The 21,462-nt window shown below is 42.4% G+C and carries 14 protein-coding genes, 1 tRNA gene and 1 rRNA gene; 10 read left to right on the top strand and 6 right to left on the bottom strand.

Features of this window, described 5'->3' with window-relative positions; genetic code table 11:
• Nucleotides 1-123 precede the first annotated feature (123 nt).
• The 3 genes from rrf to metA all read left to right on the top strand — a co-directional run bounded on the left by rrf (nucleotide 124) and on the right by metA (nucleotide 1,699).
• Nucleotides 124-239: ribosomal RNA gene (rrf, locus tag OCU28_RS10310) — 5S ribosomal RNA — on the top strand.
• A gap of 90 nt (nucleotides 240-329) precedes the next feature.
• A tRNA-Asp gene (locus OCU28_RS10305) sits at nucleotides 330-406 on the top strand.
• Nucleotides 407-757: 351 nt separating this feature from the next.
• Nucleotides 758-1,699, top strand: coding sequence for a homoserine O-acetyltransferase MetA (gene metA, locus OCU28_RS10300; RefSeq protein ID WP_261816104.1), 942 nt, complete (start codon nucleotides 758-760; stop codon nucleotides 1,697-1,699).
• Between the two features lie 41 nt (nucleotides 1,700-1,740).
• Here the strand turns inward: metA and OCU28_RS10295 are convergent, their stop codons facing one another.
• Nucleotides 1,741-3,024, bottom strand: coding sequence for a cation:proton antiporter (locus OCU28_RS10295; protein ID WP_261816103.1), 1,284 nt, complete (start codon nucleotides 3,022-3,024; stop codon nucleotides 1,741-1,743).
• Between the two features lie 174 nt (nucleotides 3,025-3,198).
• Here OCU28_RS10295 and metH point away from each other — a divergent pair, with 174 nt between their 5' ends.
• Nucleotides 3,199-6,867 carry a methionine synthase gene (gene metH, locus OCU28_RS10290; protein WP_261816102.1) on the top strand — a complete coding sequence of 1,223 codons (3,669 nt, stop codon included), beginning with the start codon at nucleotides 3,199-3,201 and terminating at the stop codon, nucleotides 6,865-6,867.
• A gap of 53 nt (nucleotides 6,868-6,920) precedes the next feature.
• On the opposite strand, the gene lysC is transcribed toward metH, so the two are convergent.
• Nucleotides 6,921-8,285, bottom strand: coding sequence for a lysine-sensitive aspartokinase 3 (gene lysC / locus OCU28_RS10285; protein ID WP_261816101.1), 1,365 nt, complete (start codon nucleotides 8,283-8,285; stop codon nucleotides 6,921-6,923).
• A gap of 256 nt (nucleotides 8,286-8,541) precedes the next feature.
• Between lysC and OCU28_RS10280 the strand changes: the two genes are divergently transcribed.
• Nucleotides 8,542-9,654 carry a pyridoxal-phosphate-dependent aminotransferase family protein gene (locus tag OCU28_RS10280; protein ID WP_261816100.1) on the top strand — a complete coding sequence of 371 codons (1,113 nt, stop codon included), beginning with the start codon at nucleotides 8,542-8,544 and terminating at the stop codon, nucleotides 9,652-9,654.
• 46 nt (nucleotides 9,655-9,700) lie between these two features.
• On the opposite strand, the gene OCU28_RS10275 is transcribed toward OCU28_RS10280, so the two are convergent.
• The 4 genes from OCU28_RS10275 to OCU28_RS10260 all read right to left on the bottom strand — a co-directional run bounded on the left by OCU28_RS10275 (nucleotide 9,701) and on the right by OCU28_RS10260 (nucleotide 16,035).
• Nucleotides 9,701-11,464 (bottom strand): PglL family O-oligosaccharyltransferase, encoded by a 1,764-nt coding sequence (locus OCU28_RS10275; RefSeq protein WP_261816099.1) that lies wholly within the window; start codon nucleotides 11,462-11,464, stop codon nucleotides 9,701-9,703.
• 12 nt (nucleotides 11,465-11,476) lie between these two features.
• A complete protein-coding gene (gene uvrA / locus OCU28_RS10270) occupies nucleotides 11,477-14,308 on the bottom strand; it encodes an excinuclease ABC subunit UvrA (RefSeq protein WP_261816098.1) in 2,832 nt (943 codons plus the stop codon).
• Between the two features lie 114 nt (nucleotides 14,309-14,422).
• Nucleotides 14,423-15,295, bottom strand: a complete 873-nt coding sequence (galU, locus tag OCU28_RS10265) for a UTP--glucose-1-phosphate uridylyltransferase GalU (protein WP_261816097.1) — start codon at nucleotides 15,293-15,295, stop codon at nucleotides 14,423-14,425.
• Nucleotides 15,296-15,399: 104 nt separating this feature from the next.
• Complete coding sequence (locus OCU28_RS10260) at nucleotides 15,400-16,035, bottom strand: helix-turn-helix transcriptional regulator (protein ID WP_261816096.1); 636 nt, start codon at nucleotides 16,033-16,035, stop codon at nucleotides 15,400-15,402.
• A gap of 291 nt (nucleotides 16,036-16,326) precedes the next feature.
• Between OCU28_RS10260 and OCU28_RS10255 the strand changes: the two genes are divergently transcribed.
• The 5 genes from OCU28_RS10255 (at nucleotide 16,327) to OCU28_RS10235 (ending at nucleotide 21,458) form a co-directional block, all read left to right on the top strand.
• A complete protein-coding gene (locus OCU28_RS10255) occupies nucleotides 16,327-16,872 on the top strand; it encodes a single-stranded DNA-binding protein (protein ID WP_261816095.1) in 546 nt (181 codons plus the stop codon).
• Nucleotides 16,873-17,017: 145 nt separating this feature from the next.
• Nucleotides 17,018-19,018, top strand: a complete 2,001-nt coding sequence (csrD, locus tag OCU28_RS10250) for an RNase E specificity factor CsrD (protein WP_261816094.1) — start codon at nucleotides 17,018-17,020, stop codon at nucleotides 19,016-19,018.
• Between the two features lie 43 nt (nucleotides 19,019-19,061).
• Nucleotides 19,062-20,504 (top strand): PilN domain-containing protein, encoded by a 1,443-nt coding sequence (locus tag OCU28_RS10245; protein WP_261816093.1) that lies wholly within the window; start codon nucleotides 19,062-19,064, stop codon nucleotides 20,502-20,504.
• A complete protein-coding gene (locus OCU28_RS10240) occupies nucleotides 20,501-21,142 on the top strand; it encodes a type II secretion system protein M (protein WP_261816092.1) in 642 nt (213 codons plus the stop codon). Before OCU28_RS10245 ends, OCU28_RS10240 begins: the two co-directional genes overlap by 4 nt.
• Nucleotides 21,135-21,458, top strand: a complete 324-nt coding sequence (locus OCU28_RS10235; RefSeq protein ID WP_261816091.1) for an MSHA biogenesis protein MshK — start codon at nucleotides 21,135-21,137, stop codon at nucleotides 21,456-21,458. The genes OCU28_RS10240 and OCU28_RS10235 overlap by 8 nt, the downstream gene beginning before the upstream one ends.
• The last annotated feature ends 4 nt before the right edge of the window (nucleotides 21,459-21,462 follow it).

Genomic DNA, 21,462 nt, shown 5'->3' with positions numbered 1-21,462 from the left:
GGTTTTGTGGACTCAAAGTAAGAACTTTGAATGTGTGACAATAACTTTTAAATATAGCTTTCCGAATTATTAATTTTTGCTTTTAGCTTTTTTTGAAAAAGCTGAAGACAAATAAGAAATTTGCTTGGCGACCATAGCGCTGTGGACCCACCTGATTCCATGCCGAACTCAGAAGTGAAACACAGTAGCGCCGATGGTAGTGTGGGGTTTCCCCATGTGAGAGTAGGACATCGCCAGGCTTTAATTACGTTTTTAGATTGAATAATCTAGAAACAAAACTAAATAAAGCGACCAACGCTAAGACTTTATTTAGTAAAAGATACCACTGCGGAGTGGTAGTTCAGTTGGTTAGAATACCGGCCTGTCACGCCGGGGGTCGCGGGTTCGAGTCCCGTCCACTCCGCCACTTATTAAAAAACCGATACGAAAGTATCGGTTTTTTTTCGTCTTCATAAAAGTGAACACCGGCATATAAATACGAATGGCAGTTCAGTTGGTTGCTACACCTTTGAAGCGAAGGCATATATTTAAAAGACCGATATGTGAGTATTGACCTTTATGAGGTTTATGATGCCCCAGACCCCCAGTTTCCTATCGAAAATAAATGGTTTAGTTTCAATAATCTACAATAAACCAGTAGTTCAGTGAATCGTTAACGTAACTATAAAATTCAATATCGATCTCGACAGAAAGATTTTAATGCAGTAACCTGAATAATTATACGTATAGACGTCTGGATGTTTAAAGGAGAAGTGTTGTGCCTATCAGAGTCCCTGATCAGTTACCTGCAACTGATATATTACGCGGAGAGAACATTTTTGTTATGTCTGAGTCGCGTGCATCTTCGCAAGAGATCCGCCCGCTAAAAGTTTTGCTGCTGAATCTGATGCCTAAAAAGATAGAAACGGAGACTCAGTTCTTACGCTTATTATCCAATAGTCCATTGCAGGTAGATGTTGAACTGCTACGTATTGATAATCGCCCTAGTAAAAATACACCGACTGAGCATTTGAATACTTTCTACCGTCAGTTTGAATCAATTCAAGGACGAAACTTCGATGGAATGATTATCACAGGTGCTCCCCTTGGATTAGTACAATTTGAAGATGTTATTTATTGGGAGCATCTGCAATCAATTATGAATTGGGCTAAGGACCATGTCACATCAACTCTGTATGTGTGTTGGGCCGCTCAAGCTGGATTGAAGCTTTTATACGGACTACCAAAGCGTACCCGTAAAGAAAAATTATCAGGTGTATACCAGCATTCAATACATGATCAGCATAATCCGTTGCTTAGAGGTTTTGATGATGCCTTTCTAGCGCCTCATTCGCGCTATGCTGACTTTTCTCCTGAATACTTAGGTGAGACTACCGATTTAGATATTCTTGCAACCTCTGAGGCTGCTGGGGTCTATTTGGCATCGACTAAAGATAAACGGAACGTATTTGTAACTGGTCATCCAGAGTATGAGTCACATACATTACATACAGAGTATGTTCGAGACTTAGGTGAAGGGATGGAACCGGATATTCCGGTTAACTATTATCCACAAGATAACCCAGCCAATGTACCTAAAGCGACATGGCGTAGCCACGGTCATTTACTATTTAGTAATTGGCTTAACTATTGTGTCTACCAACAAACACCATACGATTTGGATAAGTTCTCTCAACACGATTTTACGACTGACGAATAAAATAAAGGCGTGCACTTGGCACGCCTTTATTGTTTTTATCGTTATTTATCTTCTTTGGGCTCTAACGTTTTCGCTTTCTCTATCATAGGAGTAATGGTCATTCCTTGAACTAAGATGGAGAACATTACAACGGCATATGTCATCACCATTATCAGTTCTTTCACATCTATATTTTTCTCAGGGATAACCATGATGCCGCTAGGAATAGAAAGTGCCATAGCTAAAGCAAGTCCGCCACGTAATCCACCCCAAGTTAATATTCTAACTGATAAAGGGTTATAAGCTCGGAATCGGTTGAAGGCTATGTATGTTGTCCTGACGCTTAAAAAACGTGAGGTTAATACCAAAGGTACAGCGATTACCATTAACACCCAGTCCTCTTTGTGGAATTCGAATAATAGCATCGACATACCAATCAGTAGGAACAATACACCATTGAGGAACTCATCAATTAATTCCCAGAAGTGGTCGAGGTGTTGATGGCTTTGCTCAGAAAACCCAGCGTTGCGAGTCCAGTTACCAATCATGATACCGGAAACCACCATAGCAAGAGGTCCTGATACACCAATTGTCTCAGCAAATACATAACCGGCGGTAGGTATAGTAAGGGTAAGCAATAGCTCCATTGAGTGGTCATTGGTCGCACTAATTAAGTAGTGGAATATTAACCCCAGTATGAATCCATATAGGATGCCACCAATAGCTTCTTGTAGGAATAAATGAGTAACACTACCGACTGTTGGTGCTTCATTACCAAAAGCAATAGTGAAGATAGTCACAAAAATCACAAGACCAAAACCATCGTTAAATAGTGATTCTCCTTCGATTTGAGTCGATATTCTTTTAGGAGCTTTAAGTTTCTTTACTATAGCCAGAACAGCAATTGGATCGGTTGGAGATATCAAAGCCCCAAATAAAAGGCAGTATATAAGGTCTAGATTTATGCCGATTACCCCACATAGGTAATGCAGTGTGAAGCCGATAAAAAACGTTGAGAAGACGGTAGCACCGAGTGCTAACCCTGTAATTTCCCATTTTTGATCTTTCATGTGTTCAATGTGTATGCCTAAGCCACCGGCAAACAAAAGAAAACCTAAGATCCCTTTTAATAAGAAGTTTTCAAAATCGATTGAAGCAATAGTCTCTGTTGCGACATGGGACAGCTTAAACCAACCAGCCTGGCCCGCGATGATGATAGCTAACGATAATATCATTGCACCGGCAGTGATTGCGATGGTGGTCTGCATCTTACCTATTTTACTATTGATAAAAGCGATTAGTACGGCTCCCGCAGCTAAAAAGCAGAGGGTATTATAGGCTTCCATTTTTTTCTCCAGACATGATAGCTCTTCAGACTTTGCGTCAAAATCACCGATATTTCAAATAAACTATGTTTTCGTTAACCAGTAAATAACATAACTTGAATTTTTAGACGTCTAGAAATCTACTTCTACTGTGGTAGGATGGATATATATGATTTGAGCTGAGCAGGAAGCAGCATGAGAAGCCAGATAGAAGCCCAATTACAGCAACGTATTTTATTGATTGATGGTGGCATGGGCACCATGATTCAAAATCAAAAACTCGAAGAAGCCGATTATCGTGGTGAACGTTTCGCCGATTGGCACTCTGATCTAAAGGGTAATAACGATTTACTGGTACTGACTCAGCCACAGCTGATTAAGCAGATACATTCACAGTATCTAGAAGCTGGCGCAGATATACTTGAAACCAACACCTTCAATGCCACCACTATTGCGATGGCTGATTACGATATGGAGAGCCTAAGCGCAGAGATAAATTTCGCGGCGGCTAAGCTTGCTAAACAAGCAGCGCAAGAGTGGACAGCAAAAACCCCAGAAAAACCACGTTATGTTGCTGGGGTACTTGGCCCGACTAACCGGACCTGCTCAATCTCACCTGACGTAAATGACCCAGGTTTTCGTAATGTCTCTTTTGATGAATTAGTTATTGCATATAAAGAGTCTACACTGGCACTTATTGAAGGTGGTAGTGACCTGATTCTTATCGAAACCGTATTCGATACATTGAATGCCAAAGCGTGTTCATTTGCTGTTGAGAGTGTATTTGATGATCTAGGGTATTCTTTACCCGTTATGATATCCGGTACTATTACCGATGCTTCTGGACGTACCCTTTCTGGGCAAACCACAGAAGCCTTCTATAACTCACTGCGTCATGTAAAACCTATCTCCTTTGGCCTGAACTGCGCTCTTGGTCCAGATGAACTGCGTCAGTATGTTGAAGAGCTGTCGCGCATTTCAGAAAGCTATGTATCTGTTCATCCAAATGCAGGTTTACCGAACGCTTTTGGTGAGTATGACCTTTCAGCTGAAGATATGGCGGAACAAATTGGCGAGTGGGCTAATTCTGGATTTTTAAATCTAGTTGGTGGTTGCTGTGGTACAACGCCCGAGCATATTCAGGCAATGGCAGAAGCTGTCGAGGGAGTATCTCCTCGTTCTTTACCTGAGATTAGCAATGCATGTCGTTTATCAGGCTTAGAGCCGCTGACCATCGAAAAAGAAACCCTGTTTGTTAACGTTGGTGAACGAACCAATGTAACCGGCTCTGCTCGCTTCAAGCGTTTAATCAAAGAAGAGCTTTATGAAGAAGCTCTCGAAGTCGCGAGACAGCAGGTAGAGAATGGTGCTCAAATCATAGATATCAACATGGACGAAGGCATGCTAGATGCCGAAGCCTGTATGGAGCGCTTTTTGAAGCTTTGTGCTTCAGAGCCTGAGATATCTAAGGTGCCTATAATGGTCGATTCTTCCAAATGGGAAGTTATCGAAGCGGGTTTAAAGTGCATCCAAGGTAAGGGCATTGTTAACTCGATCTCTTTAAAAGAGGGTAAAGAAAAGTTTGTAGCACAGGCCAAGCTTATTCGTCGTTATGGCGCGGCGGTTATCGTCATGGCATTTGATGAGGTCGGCCAAGCCGATACTCGGGAGCGTAAACTCGAGATCTGCTCTAATGCTTATCATATCCTTGTTGATGAGGTTGGTTTTCCTGCAGAAGATATCATCTTTGACCCCAATATTTTTGCGGTAGCAACCGGTATTGATGAGCACAATAACTATGCCGTGGACTTTATTGAGGCGGTTGCTGATATTAAACGAGAATTGCCCCACGCTATGATTTCTGGCGGCGTTTCTAATGTTTCGTTCTCATTTCGTGGTAACAACTATGTGCGTGAAGCTATTCATGCCGTTTTCCTATACCACTGCTTTAAAAATGGGATGGATATGGGGATTGTTAATGCAGGCCAACTTGAGGTCTATGACAATGTCCCTGAGAAGTTGCGTATTGCGGTAGAAGATGTCGTGCTTAACCGCCATTCTGACGCCACAGAGAACCTGTTAGAAGTTGCGGAAGCGTACCGTGAAAACAGTGTTGGCGGCCAAGAAGACAGGTCAGCACAAGAATGGCGCACATGGCCGGTAACAAAACGCTTAGAGCATGCGCTAGTTAAAGGGATCACCGAGTTTATTATCGAAGATACCGAAGAAGCACGACAGCAGGCAACGAAACCATTGGAGGTGATTGAAGGTCCTTTGATGGATGGGATGAATGTTGTTGGTGATTTATTTGGTGAAGGTAAAATGTTCCTACCCCAAGTAGTGAAATCTGCTCGGGTTATGAAGCAAGCTGTAGGGCACCTTGAACCCTATATTAATTCTGATAAGCAGGTTGGACGAACCAATGGCAAGATCTTACTTGCTACAGTAAAAGGCGATGTACACGATATCGGAAAAAACATTGTAGGGGTTGTGTTGCAATGTAATAACTATGAGATTATCGATCTTGGTGTCATGGTGTCTTGTGACAAGATCCTTAAAGTAGCAAAAGAAGAGAACGTAGATATTGTTGGTCTATCAGGTCTAATTACGCCTTCTTTGGACGAAATGGTGCATGTAGCTAAAGAGATGGAGCGTCTCGGTTTTGATTTACCTCTAATGATTGGGGGAGCAACAACCTCTAAAGCTCATACCGCAGTTAAAATTGAACAGAATTATTCTAATCCCGTGGTATATGTAAACAATGCATCGCGCGCCGTAGGGGTATGTACCTCACTGTTGTCTGATGAGCTCAAGGGCAATTTTGTAGAGAAACTAAACCTAGATTATGAACGAGTGCGTGAACAGCATGCTCGTAAGCGCCCCAAAAGTAAGCCTATCACCCTAGAGAAAGCACGTGAGAATCGAGTTGCTATTGATTGGGCTACTTATACTCCGCCTCGCCCGCAGACTCTAGAACCGATAATAATAAAGGATATGGATATATCCATACTTCGCCAATATATCGATTGGACACCATTTTTTATGACTTGGACTCTGATGGGTAAATACCCTGCAATTTTAGAGCATGAAGAGGTTGGTGAAGAAGCGAAAAGATTATATCAAGATGCTAACGATTTATTAGATAAGGTAGAATCTGAAGGTATCATCAAAGCCAATGGTATGTGCCAGCTTTTTCCTGCCAATAGTCATGGTGATGATATAGAGGTTTATCGCGATGAATCCCGTACTGAGGTGATAAAAACGCTACATCACTTACGCCAGCAGACCAAGAAACCAAAAGGATTTAACTACTGTTTAAGTGATTATATTGCGCCAAAAGAATCAGGAAAAGCAGATTGGATTGGAGCATTTGCGGTTACTGGCGGGATTGGAGAGCGTGAACTTGCTGACCATTACAAAGCGCAAGGTGATGATTATAATGCAATTATGATCCAAGCGGTTGCGGATAGACTTGCTGAAGCATTTGCTGAATATTTACACCAAAAGGTACGTACCGAGATTTGGGGGTACTCACCTGATGAGCAACTTGGAAATGAAGACCTTATCCGAGAGAAGTATCAGGGGATTCGTCCTGCACCTGGGTACCCAGCCTGTCCAGAGCATACCGAGAAAGGCCCATTGTGGGAGTTAATGGATGTCGAGAATACGATTGGTATGTCGCTGACTTCTAGCTATGCAATGTGGCCGGGAGCTTCAGTTTCAGGGTGGTACTTTTCAAACCCGGAATGTCGCTTTTTTGCTGTTGCTCAGATCCAAGAGGATCAAGTTAAAGATTATGCCAATAGGAAAGGTTGGGATATGCTTGAAGCTGAAAAATGGCTAGGGCCAAACATCAACGGGTAGCAATAAAAAGGGGCAATATCAGCCCCTTTTTTAGTGGCATTGGCTTTGTATCTCTAACCTTCAAATAGCTGACGGTGCAGTTGTTGTACGGCGTGGCGTGCTGATGACTCATGCACTAAAAAGCAAAGATTATGACTACTTGCACCGTAGCAAATCATTCGCAAATTATGGTCTTCTAAGGTGCCAAATATTTGTTTAGCGGTACCTTTTGCCTGTCCCATATTATTTCCAATCAGCGCAACTAGGCTTAGATTCTGTTCTATCTCTACAGAACAGAGTTCTTCTAATTCCCGTAACGCCTCTGCTGGAAGTTGAGGTGCACCTCCTTGGGTATGAGTGCGATCTAGCGTTAACGAAACACTAATCTCAGATGTAGTGATTAAGTCAATAGATACGCGATGCCTTGCTAGAATCTCGAACACTTTGGCTAAGAACCCATAGGCATGAAACATACTAAGGCTTTTCAGTGTGATTAGTGTTTGGTTACCTCGTAAGGTTACCGCTCTAAATAGTGGTACGCTTTCTACTTCCTGCTTTACCCAAGTTCCCCCTCGCTCCGGTTCTTTGGATGAGCCAACAAACACTGGGATTTCATGGCGTAAAGCAGGGAGAAGCGTTGAAGGATGTAGAATTTTAGCTCCAAAATTGGCCATTTCCGAGGCTTCACTAAAGCTGATTTCTTGAATAGGTTTTGCTTGTGGAGCAATCCTTGGATCGGTTGTGTAGATTCCAGGTACATCAGTCCATATTTCTAAACCAGTCGCGTCTACCGCTTCTGCTATCAATGCAGCACTATAGTCACTTCCTCCACGCCCTAACGTTGTCGTCTGGTTATTGTAATCTGAGCCGATGAAGCCTTGAGTGATTACGATATTCTCTTCACAAAGAGGGATCAGGTGTGTTGCAGCCGAAATCTTAATATCGTCGAGTAGTGGTTCCGCATTGCCAAAATTTGAGGTGGTTTTCATCACACTGCGGATATCAAAGCGAGTAACCTGATGGCCTCGCTCTCGGATTATCTGACTTAGAATGTGGGTTGACATCAGCTCACCACAAGCAACCAATTGATCGGTTAATTGGGTAGAACTTTGTTGGGATGCCTGCTCTGCGCATTGAGATACCTTAGCTAGTATCTCATTGATATTAGGTATGATTTCATCTGGACTTTGTAAGCAGCCTATAATAGCAAAATGGAGGTCAACTAACTCTTGTAATAGTTGTTCTCGACCCGCTTTGTCTTTTACCCCATTTGCAAGTTCAACCAAAATATTGGTAACACCAGAGCAGGCGCTAATGACCACTAATTTAGTACTGGGGTTATTTTCAATAATATTTGCACAGCGACTCATCGCTTCGAAGTTGGCGACGCTGGTACCGCCGAATTTTGCAACGTTGATTGCTGACACAGTGTTCTCCATTATTCCTTTAATGTAAGAGCAAACTCTTCGGGTAATTTTAACTACTGGTATTTAGTACCATTAATACGAAGATTTTAATTCTATTCATTTTTTTATGTGAACATTCATTGAAATGCTTTGCTGAATTGATGTCAATAACTTGCATGAATTTCTTTTCATATAGTTTTGTCGGCGATCGCTCAATTCTGGGGTGTATAAATTGAGAGCAATCAATCAGTGTCATATCCTGTAAAAAAAGGACAAAAGGATATCCGTCATGCACAGCTTCACCCCTCCACATAGGACACTACTTGGTCCTGGACCTTCTGATATTTCCCCACAGGTTTTACAGGCGCTTTCTCGTCCAACAATTGGTCACTTGGACCCGCTATTTATTGGCATGATGGATGAGGTAAAGGAGTTACTCAAGTATGCTTTTCAAACGGACAACGAGTTCACCATCGCCCTTTCAGCTCCAGGAAGTGCGGGTATGGAAGCGTGCTTTGTTAACCTAATACAGCCTCAAGAGAAGGTCATTGTATGTCGAAATGGTGTCTTCGGTGAGCGTATGCGTGAGAACGTAGTGCGATGTGGTGCGCAAGCGGTTGTAGTGGATGATGAATGGGGAACTGAGGTTTCTTTACACAAGGTGCAACACGTTATTGATGCAAACCCTGATGCAGTAGCCATAGCATTTGTACATGCTGAGACCTCTACCGGAGCAATTAGTGATGCTGAGGCCATCGCTAAACTGGCTCAAGAAAATGACATGCTAGTTATTGTTGATGCGGTTACCTCCCTTGGCGGAGTGCCTTTGTATGTCGATAAATGGGGCTTAGATGCAGTTTACTCGGGTAGCCAGAAATGTCTTTCTTGTACTCCTGGTCTATCACCTCTGACATTTTCACCAAAAGCGATAGCTAAGATCCAATCACGTACCACCCCTATTCAGAGTTGGTTTTTAGATCAAAGTTTAGTGCTTGGTTACTGGAGCGGTGAGGGGAAGCGCTCTTATCATCATACCGCTCCGGTAAATAGCTTATACGCTCTGCATGAAGCACTGTTGATGCTTAAAAATGAAGGGTTAGAGAATGCATGGCAAAGACATGAACAGATGCATCAATTACTTAAACAGGGTTTAACTCAACTCGGTATTGAGTTTGTTGTTGAAGAAGGTCAGCGTTTACCACAATTAAATGCCATTTATATACCATCAGGTGTTGATGATGGCGACGTTCGCCAGCGATTGCTCAATGACTACAATTTGGAAATTGGTGCGGGTCTAGGAGAGTTATCTGGTAAGGCGTGGCGTATCGGCTTGATGGGCTATGGCGCACGAAAAGAAAATGTGGCTCTGTGTTTGCATGCTTTGCAACAGGTACTGCGATAAAAAAGAGGCTCCACCATAACTGGTGGAGCCTCTTTTAAATTGCTATTTATTGGTTAGTGGCTGAAGCTGTCTTTTGCTCTACAGTCACCAATGAGATGTTATCAAAATCTACTTTAGGGAACAGAAACTTAGCTTCGCCTCTTACCTCCTCAGCAAGCATCTCTTCTGATTGTCCTTGATAGGCAATGATCAGATTTTTATATATGGCTGGCCTAGGTTTATGTTTCACAAATTCTTGAGCCCAGTCGATAAAGGTTTGAATATATTTAGGGTTCCTTGTTGCGAGCCCTAACTGTAAAAACGTGCTGTTAATATCCCACTCATACCTGTCTTTCCAAACTACTGGGTTTGTGACCTTGTCTAAGATGTTAGGGTCTTTAGGCTTAGAACGTTCAAAGCTTGTAAGTACATAATTGGTTTGCAATGCTGATATCATGAAGACACTGCAAAAGATAGGCAGCAACAGGCTCGACACGCGTAAAGCGAGTTTTGATGACCGCCCAAATTTAAATAAGTAGGCTCTGCCACCTCGTTGATCTACCCAATAAATTAGGATGATGAAGCTAATCCAATGAATAGCAGAATGATAAAAGGGGTACTCTAGTTGTGTATGTAGCACGATAGGTACAAATAGAGCCAGAATACCGATGCGGGTGCCGTGTTTTGCCTTGTTCAGCCAGTACAATACGTAACCCATTGCCAGCAACAAACCAAATAAAGGAACAACTCCACCTTCGACTCCCCAATATAATAGTTCGTTATGGGGGTGATCCATGGCAGGGAGACCGGCAGGGTAATCAGAGTTTAATTGGTGTTGTCTTGCCGTATACACCGTATATTCAGTCTCAAACTGACCATAGCCATAACCAGATAGAGGTCTCTCTATCAACATATCTAAGGTTTGTGGAAAGGTATAAGCCCTTGGACTTTCGAGGTCCGTTTTTTGTTGAAGCAGTGACTGATTGCTACCTATTTGTGTCAGCCCAATTCCAACTATAAATCCTAAACCAAGCATGCTCAGCCACAAGTAGCTGCGATTTCGAGCCGCAAATCGATAAACATAAGGCAATAGAAGCGCTAGAGATATTAGTGCACCCAACCACCCAGTTCGAGAAGCGAGAACAATGAGTAGAGGGATGGTTAATATAGGAGTGGCATACAGTAAAACTAACTTGTAGCGCCAGTGCAGGTATTTAGTATGCGGTTGTCTTGCTAATAGATAGCCAGAAAGCACTAACCCAGTAGAGAGAAAGCTTGCCATCACATTTGGTTGCTGAAAAATACCGTAGGGACGGTTACGTATGGTGTTGTAACCCATGAAGTTACCTTGTGAGAACAAGGTGTATTGTGCCCAGCCCAATAGCGCTTCAATCAATACCGCAAGTAAAATAAACCACAACAAACGCTGTTTTTCTTCATTACTAAAACGAAATTGCTGCAATGCAAACAATAAGGCTAATCCCGCCCATAGTCCGCTAAGCCTAGGCAGAGCGAATATAGGCTCTGCATTTGGATAAAAGACGGGTAGGGTTAACAGTATGCAACTGACTAATAGTGCAATTGATAGCTTTGAATAACGTACAACTCTATTACGTGCGGTTTGATAGGCTGCGATACCTAATGCTACCGAAATAGCCACCCATACGGGCGGGTTGAATGACAACATTAATCCAGCCCCTCCTGGGTTGGGGGTGAAGAAATGAGCCGCAACTAAAAAGGCCGCTCCAACCGCAATTAAGAACCGTTTATTTAGTGGGACGGCGGCTAACTTTTTGTGTAGTTGTGTTCCGGAAGTTAAAAGGGTAGCCATCTTTGGCAACTCCTACAGCTTAAGCATAGGTTTAAGAAAATGAGCAGTATGAGAACCTTTTACCAGTGCAACCTCTTCAGGGGTGCCGGTAGCTATGATCTCACCACCACCGTGTCCACCTTCAGGGCCAAGGTCTACAATCCAGTCTGCGGTTTTAACAACATCGAGATTGTGCTCAATAACAACAATAGTATTACCGTGATCACGCAAGCGATGTAATACGCTAAGTAGTTGTTGAATGTCGTGAAAATGCAGGCCTGTGGTCGGCTCATCTAAAATATACAGTGTTTTCCCTGTATCTCGTTTTGATAATTCGCGTGCTAACTTGACCCGCTGAGCCTCACCACCAGAGAGCGTCGTCGCGGCTTGACCAAGTCGAATATAAGATAAACCGACGTCAATTAGAGTCTTAAGCTTACGAGCAATTACAGGTACAGGTTCGAAAAAGGCATGCGCATCTTCAACCGTCATTTCAAGAACCTGATCAATGGTTTTGCCTTTATAGCGAACCTCAAGGGTTTCACGGTTGTAGCGCTTACCTTTACAGGAGTCACAAGGGACATAAACATCAGGTAGAAAATGCATTTCAACCTTAATTACCCCATCTCCTTGGCAAGCTTCACAGCGCCCCCCTCGAACATTAAAGCTGAAGCGGCCAGGCTTATAACCGCGTGAACGTGCTTCTTGAGTTCCAGCGAACAACTCACGGATAGGTGTAAAAATACCGGTATAGGTTGCAGGATTAGAGCGCGGTGTGCGCCCTATTGGGCTCTGGTCTATATCGATGACCTTATCAAAATGTTGCAGGCCATTAATTTTCTTGAATGGGCTCGGTATGCTGGTGGTCGCACCATTTAATTCACGATGGGCGAGTTTAAAAAAGGTATCGTTGATCAGCGTGGATTTGCCGGACCCAGAAACCCCAGTTACACAGGTAAAGAGTCCGCAAGGAATAGTAAGGTCCACCTGTTTTAGGTTATTACCGCTGGCCCCTTCTAATACTAGTAATTTTTTCTTATCAACGGGTGTTCGCTGCGCTGGAACCGCGATCTGTTTGGTGCCTTTTAAGTATTGCCCAGTGAGGGAGTCTTCAGTATCAATAATCTGCTGATAATTACCTTGAGCCACGACATGCCCACCATGTACACCTGCGCCTGGACCGATATCGATAATATGATCCGCAGTACGAATCGCATCTTCATCGTGTTCTACGACCAATACCGTATTACCTAAGTCTCTTAAGTGAGTTAGGGTTCCAAGTAAGCGCTCGTTATCGCGTTGATGTAGACCAATTGAAGGCTCATCAAGTACATACATGACGCCAACCAACCCAGCTCCAATTTGACTAGCAAGCCGGATACGTTGAGCCTCGCCGCCAGATAAGGTTTCTGCGCTTCGAGAAAGGTTTAAGTAATTTAAGCCAACGTTAACTAAGAAATGCAGTCGATCGTTGATCTCCTTCATGATCTTATCTGCAATCTGGGCTTTTTGTCCCTCTAGCTTAAGATCAATAAAAAACTGCATTGCGTCACTAATACTCATCTCTACGATAGCGGGTAGGGGAGTATCATTGATAAATACATTGCGCGCTTCTTCTCTAAGTCGTGTTCCACCACAGCTTGAGCATGAACGAGTTGAGATATATTTAGAGAGCTCTTCGCGTACCGAGTTGGATTCTGTATCCCTATATCGGCGCTCGAGCGTATTTAAGATGCCTTCGAAGGGGTGGGTTTTAACTCGAATATCACCACGATCATTGATGTATTTGAACTCGATCTCGGTTCGGCCTGATCCCTTGAGGATGATATCGCGGATCTTTTTGGATAAAGAGTTAAACGGTGAAAATAGATCAAAGTCATAATGTTCAGCAAGGGCACTCAACATTTGAAAGTAGTAGTAGTTTTTCTGATCCCAGCCTTTTATTGCGCCATCGGCAATACTGAGGCTATCGTCTAGCACAACCATTTGTTCATCAAAATATTGTTGAACACCTAGGCCATCACAAGTGTGGCAAGCTCCTGCCGGATTATTAAATGAAAACAACCTTGGCTCTAGCTCTTGCATACTATAGCCGCAATAAGGGCAAGCAAAATTAGCAGAGAAGATAATCTCATCTTCTTCTCGGTGTTTATCCATCGGAGATACAACCGCGATACCACCGGAAAGTTCTAATGCAGTCTCAAATGATTCAGCTAAGCGTTGCTTGAGGTCTTCTCTAACCTTGAAGCGATCAACAATAACCTCGATGGTATGCTTCTTATGTAGCTCTAAAGTCGGAGGATCTGAAAGATCGCAAATGTCACCATCTACGCGAGCACGAATAAAGCCTTGTGCGACAAGGTTCTCAAAGGTTTTTACATGCTCACCTTTACGCTCTTTGACGATAGGTGCCAGCAACATCATCTTAGAGCCTTCGGGTAAAGCAATGACCTTATCAACCATCTGGCTAATAGTTTGCGCAGCAAGAGGAACCTTATGTTCAGGGCATCGAGGCTCACCAACACGAGCATAGAAAAGTCGTAAATAGTCATAAACCTCGGTGATGGTACCAACCGTGGAACGTGGATTATGAGAGGTTGATTTTTGCTCAATTGAAATGGCAGGAGATAGACCCTCTATGTGGTCGACATCCGGCTTCTCCATTAGCGATAGGAATTGCCGAGCATAAGCAGACAGTGATTCTACATATCTGCGTTGCCCTTCTGCATATAGGGTATCAAAGGCTAATGAGGATTTTCCTGACCCGGATAAACCGGTTATGACCGTCAGTTTATCGCGAGGAATAGTAAGGCTAATATTCTTAAGGTTGTGAGTGCGGGCACCGCGGACGTCGATAGTATCCATCTGAATTCACTTAATTGTTAGCAATCTAGCAAGTATTACATAGCTTAAACCTACTGCAAACAATTACTGGATAAAAAAACAGTGGCGAATACCACTGTTTTGAGTCCAATTGGATTAAGCTTCTTTCAATGTTGAGTGTTTGCCTAGTTCAGTGGCTTTTTTGTCTTTTTTATACACATTTTCGAAGCAATAGTTAGTGGCTTCAATGTAGCCATCGACACTGCCGCAGTCAAAGCGCTTACCCTTAAACTTGTACGCTAGTACGCAACCAGCTTGAGCTTGTTTGAGCAGTGCATCTGTTATTTGAATCTCACCACCTTTACCTGGCTCGGTATTTTCAATCAACTCAAAGATATCAGGAGTTAAGATATAGCGACCAATAATCGCTAGATTACTCGGTGCTGTGCCCGGCTCAGGTTTCTCTACCATGTCATCAACGCGAACAATATCATCTTTGATTGTTTCGCCTTTGATAACACCATATTTATGGGTTTCATCTTCTGGCACTTCTTGAACGGCCACGATAGAACAGCGGAACTGTTTGTATAATGCGACCATCTGCGCCAGAACACCTTGTTCTTCGTTCACACATAGGTCATCGGCAAGAACTACAGCGAAGGGTTCATCACCAATTAATTCACGACCAGTCAGAATCGCATGACCGAGTCCTTTCATTTCACGTTGGCGAATATAAGTAAAGTTTGCAGATTCAATGACATTTCGGATATCAATTAATAGCTCTTCTTTATTTGTGCCTTGGATTTGGTGCTCAAGTTCATAATTCTTATCGAAGTGGTCCATGATAGAGTGCTTACCACGTCCAGTAACTATACACATACCATTCATACCAGCATTAATGGCTTCTTCTACGCCGTACTCAATCAGTGGTTTGTTGACCACTGGCATCATCTCTTTTGGCATAGATTTAGTTGCGGGAAGAAAACGAGTGCCGTAGCCAGCCGCAGGGAATAAACACTTCTTAATCATGGGGTAACCTAACTGTTTGCTGTTTTTGTATTAATAGTACGCCTAACTCTATCACCAAGTTAGGCGCACCCCAATGTTTGTTAGGTTAATTTTGTATAAATTGATTATGGAAGAAAGTGATGCGCCCAAACAATCGCTTCTTCCCTAGTTTTAACGTTTATTTTGCGAAATATGCGGTACAAATGTGATTTGACGGTATGTTCACTAAGGTAGAGTTGTTCTGATAACTTATAGTTCGACTGACCGTTTTTTAGTGCCATTAGCACTTCAATTTCTCGTCGAGTAAGGTTGATTGTATGCGGAGGAGCATAGCGTAATAGTACTGATTGATAATAAGAGAGCAGCTGGTCGATAACTGCGCGACTTAACCACGACATACCATAAGCCAGGGAGTTGATCCCCTCAATGGTCTGTTTAATATCTTGTCCCTGATAGAAAATACCTTTTAAGCGACCATATTTAAGTAGTTGGGTTGTTCTCAAATGTAGTGGCGTTTGTGTTGTAACCATATACAACTTTTTATTGGGTTCATTGGGGTTTTCATAGTCGAGAGGATCGAAATCCTTATCATTAAAGTTGATGATAATAATAGGCGTTAGACTCGGTTTATGTTTTTGGTGATAGTCTTCCAGTTTATATAAAGAGATATTGGTAACCTCTTGTATTTTCTGGATTGTTTCCTTATCTAAGCCGCTGTTTTTATGTAGAAATAATTGACTGTTTATTCCGTTAAACTGCATATCAACTCTCCTTTATTGGAAAATTTAGTGTGTTGCTTTTTATTTACACTGACTAACGTGAGTTCAATATTTTGAGACCTCAATCACTTTTGTGCATACTTTAGACGCAATTGATTACAACGTGGTGCGTAATGTGTCGAATTGCAAATTACATTTAATTCTTTAAATTCATATAGTTGATTAAGTTTTTTGTTCATCAATTATGGTGTGGCATATTGCACATGTGATCCCATGTATGAACGTGGTATGCTTAGCGCGATATGAAATGTGTAAATTAAAACGGAGTGGGACATGGCAAGCCGTGGAGTAAATAAAGTAATTTTAGTTGGAGCTTTAGGGCAAGATCCTGAGGTCCGTTTTATGCCAAATGGTAATGCTGTAGCAAATATTTCAATTGCAACTTCTGAAACTTGGCGTGATAAAAGCACTGGCGAACAACGCGAAAAAACAGAATGGCATCGTGTAGCTATTTTTGGCAAAACGGCAGAGATTGCAGGTGAGTACCTTAAGAAAGGCTCACAAGTATATATTGAAGGTCAACTACAAACGCGTAAATGGCAAGACCAATCAGGTCAAGACCGTTATACAACTGAAGTTGTAGTTCAAGGCTTTAACGGCACTATGCAAATGCTTGGTGCGCGCCAAGGTCAAGGTGGTCAAGCGCCTGTTCAAAATCAAGGTGGTCAGTACAACGCACCTCAAGGCGGTCAGCAGCAACCTAACCAAGGTTGGGGACAGCCACAACAACCTCAAGTACAACAACAAGCAAAACCACAGGCTCCTCAGTCTAATTACAATGAGCCTCCGATGGATTTTGATGATGATATTCCATTTTAAGCCAACAGTATTGGTTTTATGATGAGAAAATGGTCCCATTTTGGGGCCATTTTTTATGTTAGCAATTGTTTTTATTAGCAATATAACTGATATATGCCAGAATGGTGAGATGGAAAGAACTCTATAAATTCAAGGATTGAATTATATGCGTAATACCCCGACACTGAAGCTCAGTACTCGATTGGTGGCTTTTGTGACCATGATTGTAATCAGTGCTGTGTTTATTCTTTTCGTCGGCGGCATATTCTCTATTCAGAAGCTTGGGAAAGAATACACTAAGCAATCGGTACAAGGGATTGTTGAAGTGTTGGATCAACAACTTCAAGCATCGGTCCCCGATGGTGAGCTTGCGCGCTGGATTCCTAAGCTTTTAAAATCTAGCAATGTAATTGAGATGAAGCTTACTTCCGGTCCCGTGGTTTTATTTGAATATAACGATACTGCGCGGAAATTTGATAAAAACCGTTTAATTCGCTACAGCACTCAATTGACCCTCAATCCACGCTACGTTATCGAATTTCAGGTTGTTCCTCCATATATAGGGTACAGCTACTCTATTGGTGCTCTTTCTACTATTTCTTTAGCCATGCTTTTGATTGTGGTGTGTTTAATGCAGGGCGTTAAATGGTTAAGACGCCAACTATATGGCTCTGAGCTTCTTGAAGAAAGAGGGCGGATGATCCTCGCTGGCCGAGTTGAACAGTATGCGATTGGTGACCATCAAGAATGGCCTTACACAGCAAGTGAGGCTCTAGATAAACTCATTGCCGAGCTTAAAGATGCAAGGCAAGAGCGTAGCCGCTTTGATACCTTTATTCGCTCCCAAACCTTTTTAGACCAGCTTACTGGCGCATCCAATCGTTTGTCGTTTGATAACCGACTAGAATCAACCCTCACTGAAAGTGGTGCCTCTGGTGGTGTAGTGGTATTAGCAATTTACGATTGGGACGGGCTTAAGGAGCAAAATGATAAAGCAACCCTCGATACCTTTATTGTTGAGCTAGGACACGCTATTTCAAATTGTGTGAATCGCTATCCTGATATTGTTTTTGCTCGTTATTATGAAGCGACCTTTTGCGCCATGATACCGAATCAATCACAAGCGGATTTAGAGAACCTTTGTGCTCAGATCTTAAAACAGATTGTTCGTCTTCCAATTTTGGAAGGGATTGACCCTGATAATTGGGTTCATTTGGGGATGACAATATATCGTCAGGGAGAGCGTCGTACTAACCTTATTAATGAAGTTGAAACGGCGCTTAAGTCAGCTCAGATTGAGAAAGAAAATAATTGGCGACGCTTTAATAAAGAATCTAAATCGCAGATCGACCGCGGCAGTGTACGCTGGCGAGCTTTGTTTGAGCGTGAACTGCATCCAGATAAAATTCATTTGATTAAACAGCCGTGTTATTTAACTAATACTATGGGTGACAATGAGTTGTTACACCATGAGATATTCAGTCGTATTGTTGATGATAAACATAACCTAATCAAAGCCTCAAAATTTAGCCCCGCTATAAGGCAAACTGGTTATGAGAGCCAGCTAGATAAAAGTGTTTTACTTAGGGTTAACAATTTTGTAAAGTCTTCTGAAGGGACCGAAAGTTATTCCATAAACATATATGCGCAGCCATTTAGCTATCGCGCTCACTTTAATTGGCTGAGAGATGAAATGTTGCAGCTAACGCCATCTCAAAGAAGACGTTTGTCATTTGAATTTATGGAAGGTCCCTTAGTCACTCATTTAGATGCAATGCGACCAGTAATAAGAATGCTGTCAGGCTTAGGATGTAAGGTGATAGTAAACCAGGCTGGAAGGACTATTATCAGTTCTCACTACATTAAAGAATCCTCAATTGATTACTTAAAACTACACCGTAGTTTGGTGCGAAATATTGAGAATCGCCCTGAAAATCAACTTTATATAAGAAGCTTGATCGGTGCTTGTGAGAATACGCCGACCCAGGTTATCGCCGTTGGTGTTGAGAGCAAGAAAGAGTGGCAACAGCTGCTTAATTTAGGGGTTCATGGTGGGCAAGGAAGATTGTTTGCACAAGAGAGTGACTTTCTACCTGGTGCAGGCTTTAAAGCCCGACAAACAATGTCGTCTGTTGCTGGTCGACGAAATCGCTGGCGAAATAAATAAGTAGCACGTCACGCGCGTAGTATTTTAGAAATCGGTAAATGATATGTCTTGGTTATCAAACATTAACAACGCACTATCTGCTAAGAAAGAACAATACCAGTTTATCGTGGTGGTACAAGCGGATGCAGTATATACATCCCGTAACTCAGATAACGAACAAGTCCCACAATCTTTTGCCATTACTAATGGGAATTGGGAGGGGGCTCTTTCGCAAGCTCTCACGCTTGCTCACAAGAAAGAATCAATATGTGTTGTCTTGGGGGCAACCCAATATCAAACTTTTCAGATAGAAAAGCCCAATATTCCGCAGAATGAGTGGTCGACGGCTCTGCCATTTTTATTAAAAGACTTAATTACTGATCCTGTAACCGATGTCGTAGCTGATGCTCGAGTAATGCCTGATGGGCAAAAAGTATTGGCCTATGTCATACATAAGCGAATCGTCCAATCAATCTTGAAGCAGTGCGAAAAATACTCTCTGGGGCTAGCTAAAATCCTGCCAGAGGATGAGGTTTGGGGGCAAGCTTATACGGCGCAAGAAAACTACTTTTTATTGCGCCACTCGGAGCAGTCTTCATATCATCTTTCTGCTTATGTTGCGGGCTGTCCGGTATTTAGTCGTACCTTACGTGGTATCTCAATGCCTGTTACTGCATCGGACTCTGAGAGTGGCGTGATTGATAATTTAGCTCTAGATATACAGCGCAGTGCTGACTACCTGAGCTCAAATCTTTCAGGGGCTCTGTTTCGAAATCTAGTGATTAATTGTGATAAAGACAATGCATCACAATTAAATGAGCAACTGCAAGCCATAGTCAGTTTAACTGTGGTTAGTATTGATGAGCCACCGTTGCCATGTGTCAACGTCATCATTAATACCGTGTTGGCGACGACGCCTAGCTCAATCAATCTTTATCCCGAACACCTAAGGCCACATAAAGAAGTCATATCTTTAAATAAGGTTGTTGCGGTATGGCTTATAACCGCCGCAGTGTTTGGGGTATTGAGTTATTTAGAGCACACAAAATCCGTTCAGTCGCAACAGCAGTTAGTTAGCCTGAAACAGCAATCAAACTTACTGGGAAAAGAAAAATCGAGCCTTCAGCAGAGCTTAAATAACCATACACCAACGCAGGCAAAGCTTGATGCTGCCAAAAGGATTGAGCAAGATATTGCAGCTAAACGCAGCTCTTTAGATGCCGTCAATCAGTTTGATGACTCTCAGAAGGTTGGATACTCTGCGATTATGAATGCATTAGCCCAACAAGCTCGAAATGATATCTCACTGCAACATATTCAGATTACCTCAGACAAGTTAAACCTGGTTGGTGTCGCGAGTACGCCGCAGTCGGTACCAAGTTGGGTTAATCAATTTAAGAAAGAGTTGGTTTTAGTTGGACGTAGCTTTCAATCCCTTAATTTAGATCGCAGCCAACGAGGTGTGGTCCGTTTTGAATTAAAAGCAAAATCGGGAGATAAGCAATGAAGAAGCAGTGGCTTGAACTCTGTGAGCGGTTTTCCGATCTTAGCCTAAGAGAAAAGTGGCTCATAGCCGCTGGTGGGTGGGTAGTCATTGTATTAGTTTGCATGAGCTTTATATTAGAACCTGCCACGGATGCACGAATTAAAGCAGAGCGCTCATTAGCCCAACAAAAGCAGAGCATCCAAATTGCTCAAGCAGATATAAAGATCCTAATTGCAAAATTAAAGCGAAATCCTGATAAGGAAATCGATCAAAAATTAAAGCAATTGATACTCGATAATCAAGCCCTATCCGAGCAACTATCACAGGTGGTTAATAGCTTAATCTCATCCAGTCAAATGGCAGGTCTACTTGAGCAAGTATTAAGTAGTGGAGGAAAGTTAAAACTGGTTTCCTTACAATCACTTCCAGCAGAGTCGATTACTAAATTAAGTGATGAAACAGGCTATTTCTTACATCCGGTAAGGATTACACTAGATGGTCGTTATTTTGATATTCAACACTATTTAAAAGCATTAGAAGATATGCCAGTAAAATATTATTGGCGCAGTTTTGATTATCGAGTACAGAAATACCCAACCGCACAATTGGTATTAGAGGTATACACCATAGGAACGCGACAGGAGTTTATCAGTGGTTAGAGTGATCTTGTATGCCTTCATTATCTTAATATCGGGCTCTGTATTTGCAGAGCAAGACCCAACCGCCCCTTTGGGGTGGTATAAACCGGCCAAAAGTACCGCTAAAAAGGTAAATAGGCACCCATTACCAACATTACAAAGCATCATTTGTGACTCAGACACCCAATGTGTTGCGATGTTAAATGATAAAATACTTAGTAAAAAACAGAGTGTTGCTGGATACAAAATAGACACGATTACCAAGGAAGATGTAATCGTATCTAGAGCAGGAAAGACCTGGCAACTGCAACTCTTTAATTCTAACGTTAGACGATAAGGCT

The organism is Vibrio gallicus (genome assembly GCF_024346875.1).
Classification (GTDB): Bacteria; Pseudomonadota; Gammaproteobacteria; order Enterobacterales; family Vibrionaceae; genus Vibrio; species Vibrio gallicus.
This window is presented reverse-complemented; position numbering and strand designations above follow the sequence as displayed.

Coding starts and splice junctions, on each gene's coding strand:
- galU (WP_261816097.1), bottom strand. CDS start 15,295: ATGATTAAGAAGTGTTTATTCCCTGCGGCTGGCTACGGCACTCGTTTT.
- lysC (WP_261816101.1), bottom strand. CDS start 8,285: ATGGAGAACACTGTGTCAGCAATCAACGTTGCAAAATTCGGCGGTACC.
- metH (WP_261816102.1), top strand. CDS start 3,199: ATGAGAAGCCAGATAGAAGCCCAATTACAGCAACGTATTTTATTGATT.
- OCU28_RS10280 (WP_261816100.1), top strand. CDS start 8,542: ATGCACAGCTTCACCCCTCCACATAGGACACTACTTGGTCCTGGACCT.
- OCU28_RS10260 (WP_261816096.1), bottom strand. CDS start 16,035: ATGCAGTTTAACGGAATAAACAGTCAATTATTTCTACATAAAAACAGC.
- OCU28_RS10295 (WP_261816103.1), bottom strand. CDS start 3,024: ATGGAAGCCTATAATACCCTCTGCTTTTTAGCTGCGGGAGCCGTACTA.
- OCU28_RS10275 (WP_261816099.1), bottom strand. CDS start 11,464: ATGGCTACCCTTTTAACTTCCGGAACACAACTACACAAAAAGTTAGCC.
- OCU28_RS10245 (WP_261816093.1), top strand. CDS start 19,062: ATGTCTTGGTTATCAAACATTAACAACGCACTATCTGCTAAGAAAGAA.
- csrD (WP_261816094.1), top strand. CDS start 17,018: ATGCGTAATACCCCGACACTGAAGCTCAGTACTCGATTGGTGGCTTTT.
- uvrA (WP_261816098.1), bottom strand. CDS start 14,308: ATGGATACTATCGACGTCCGCGGTGCCCGCACTCACAACCTTAAGAAT.
- OCU28_RS10240 (WP_261816092.1), top strand. CDS start 20,501: ATGAAGAAGCAGTGGCTTGAACTCTGTGAGCGGTTTTCCGATCTTAGC.
- OCU28_RS10255 (WP_261816095.1), top strand. CDS start 16,327: ATGGCAAGCCGTGGAGTAAATAAAGTAATTTTAGTTGGAGCTTTAGGG.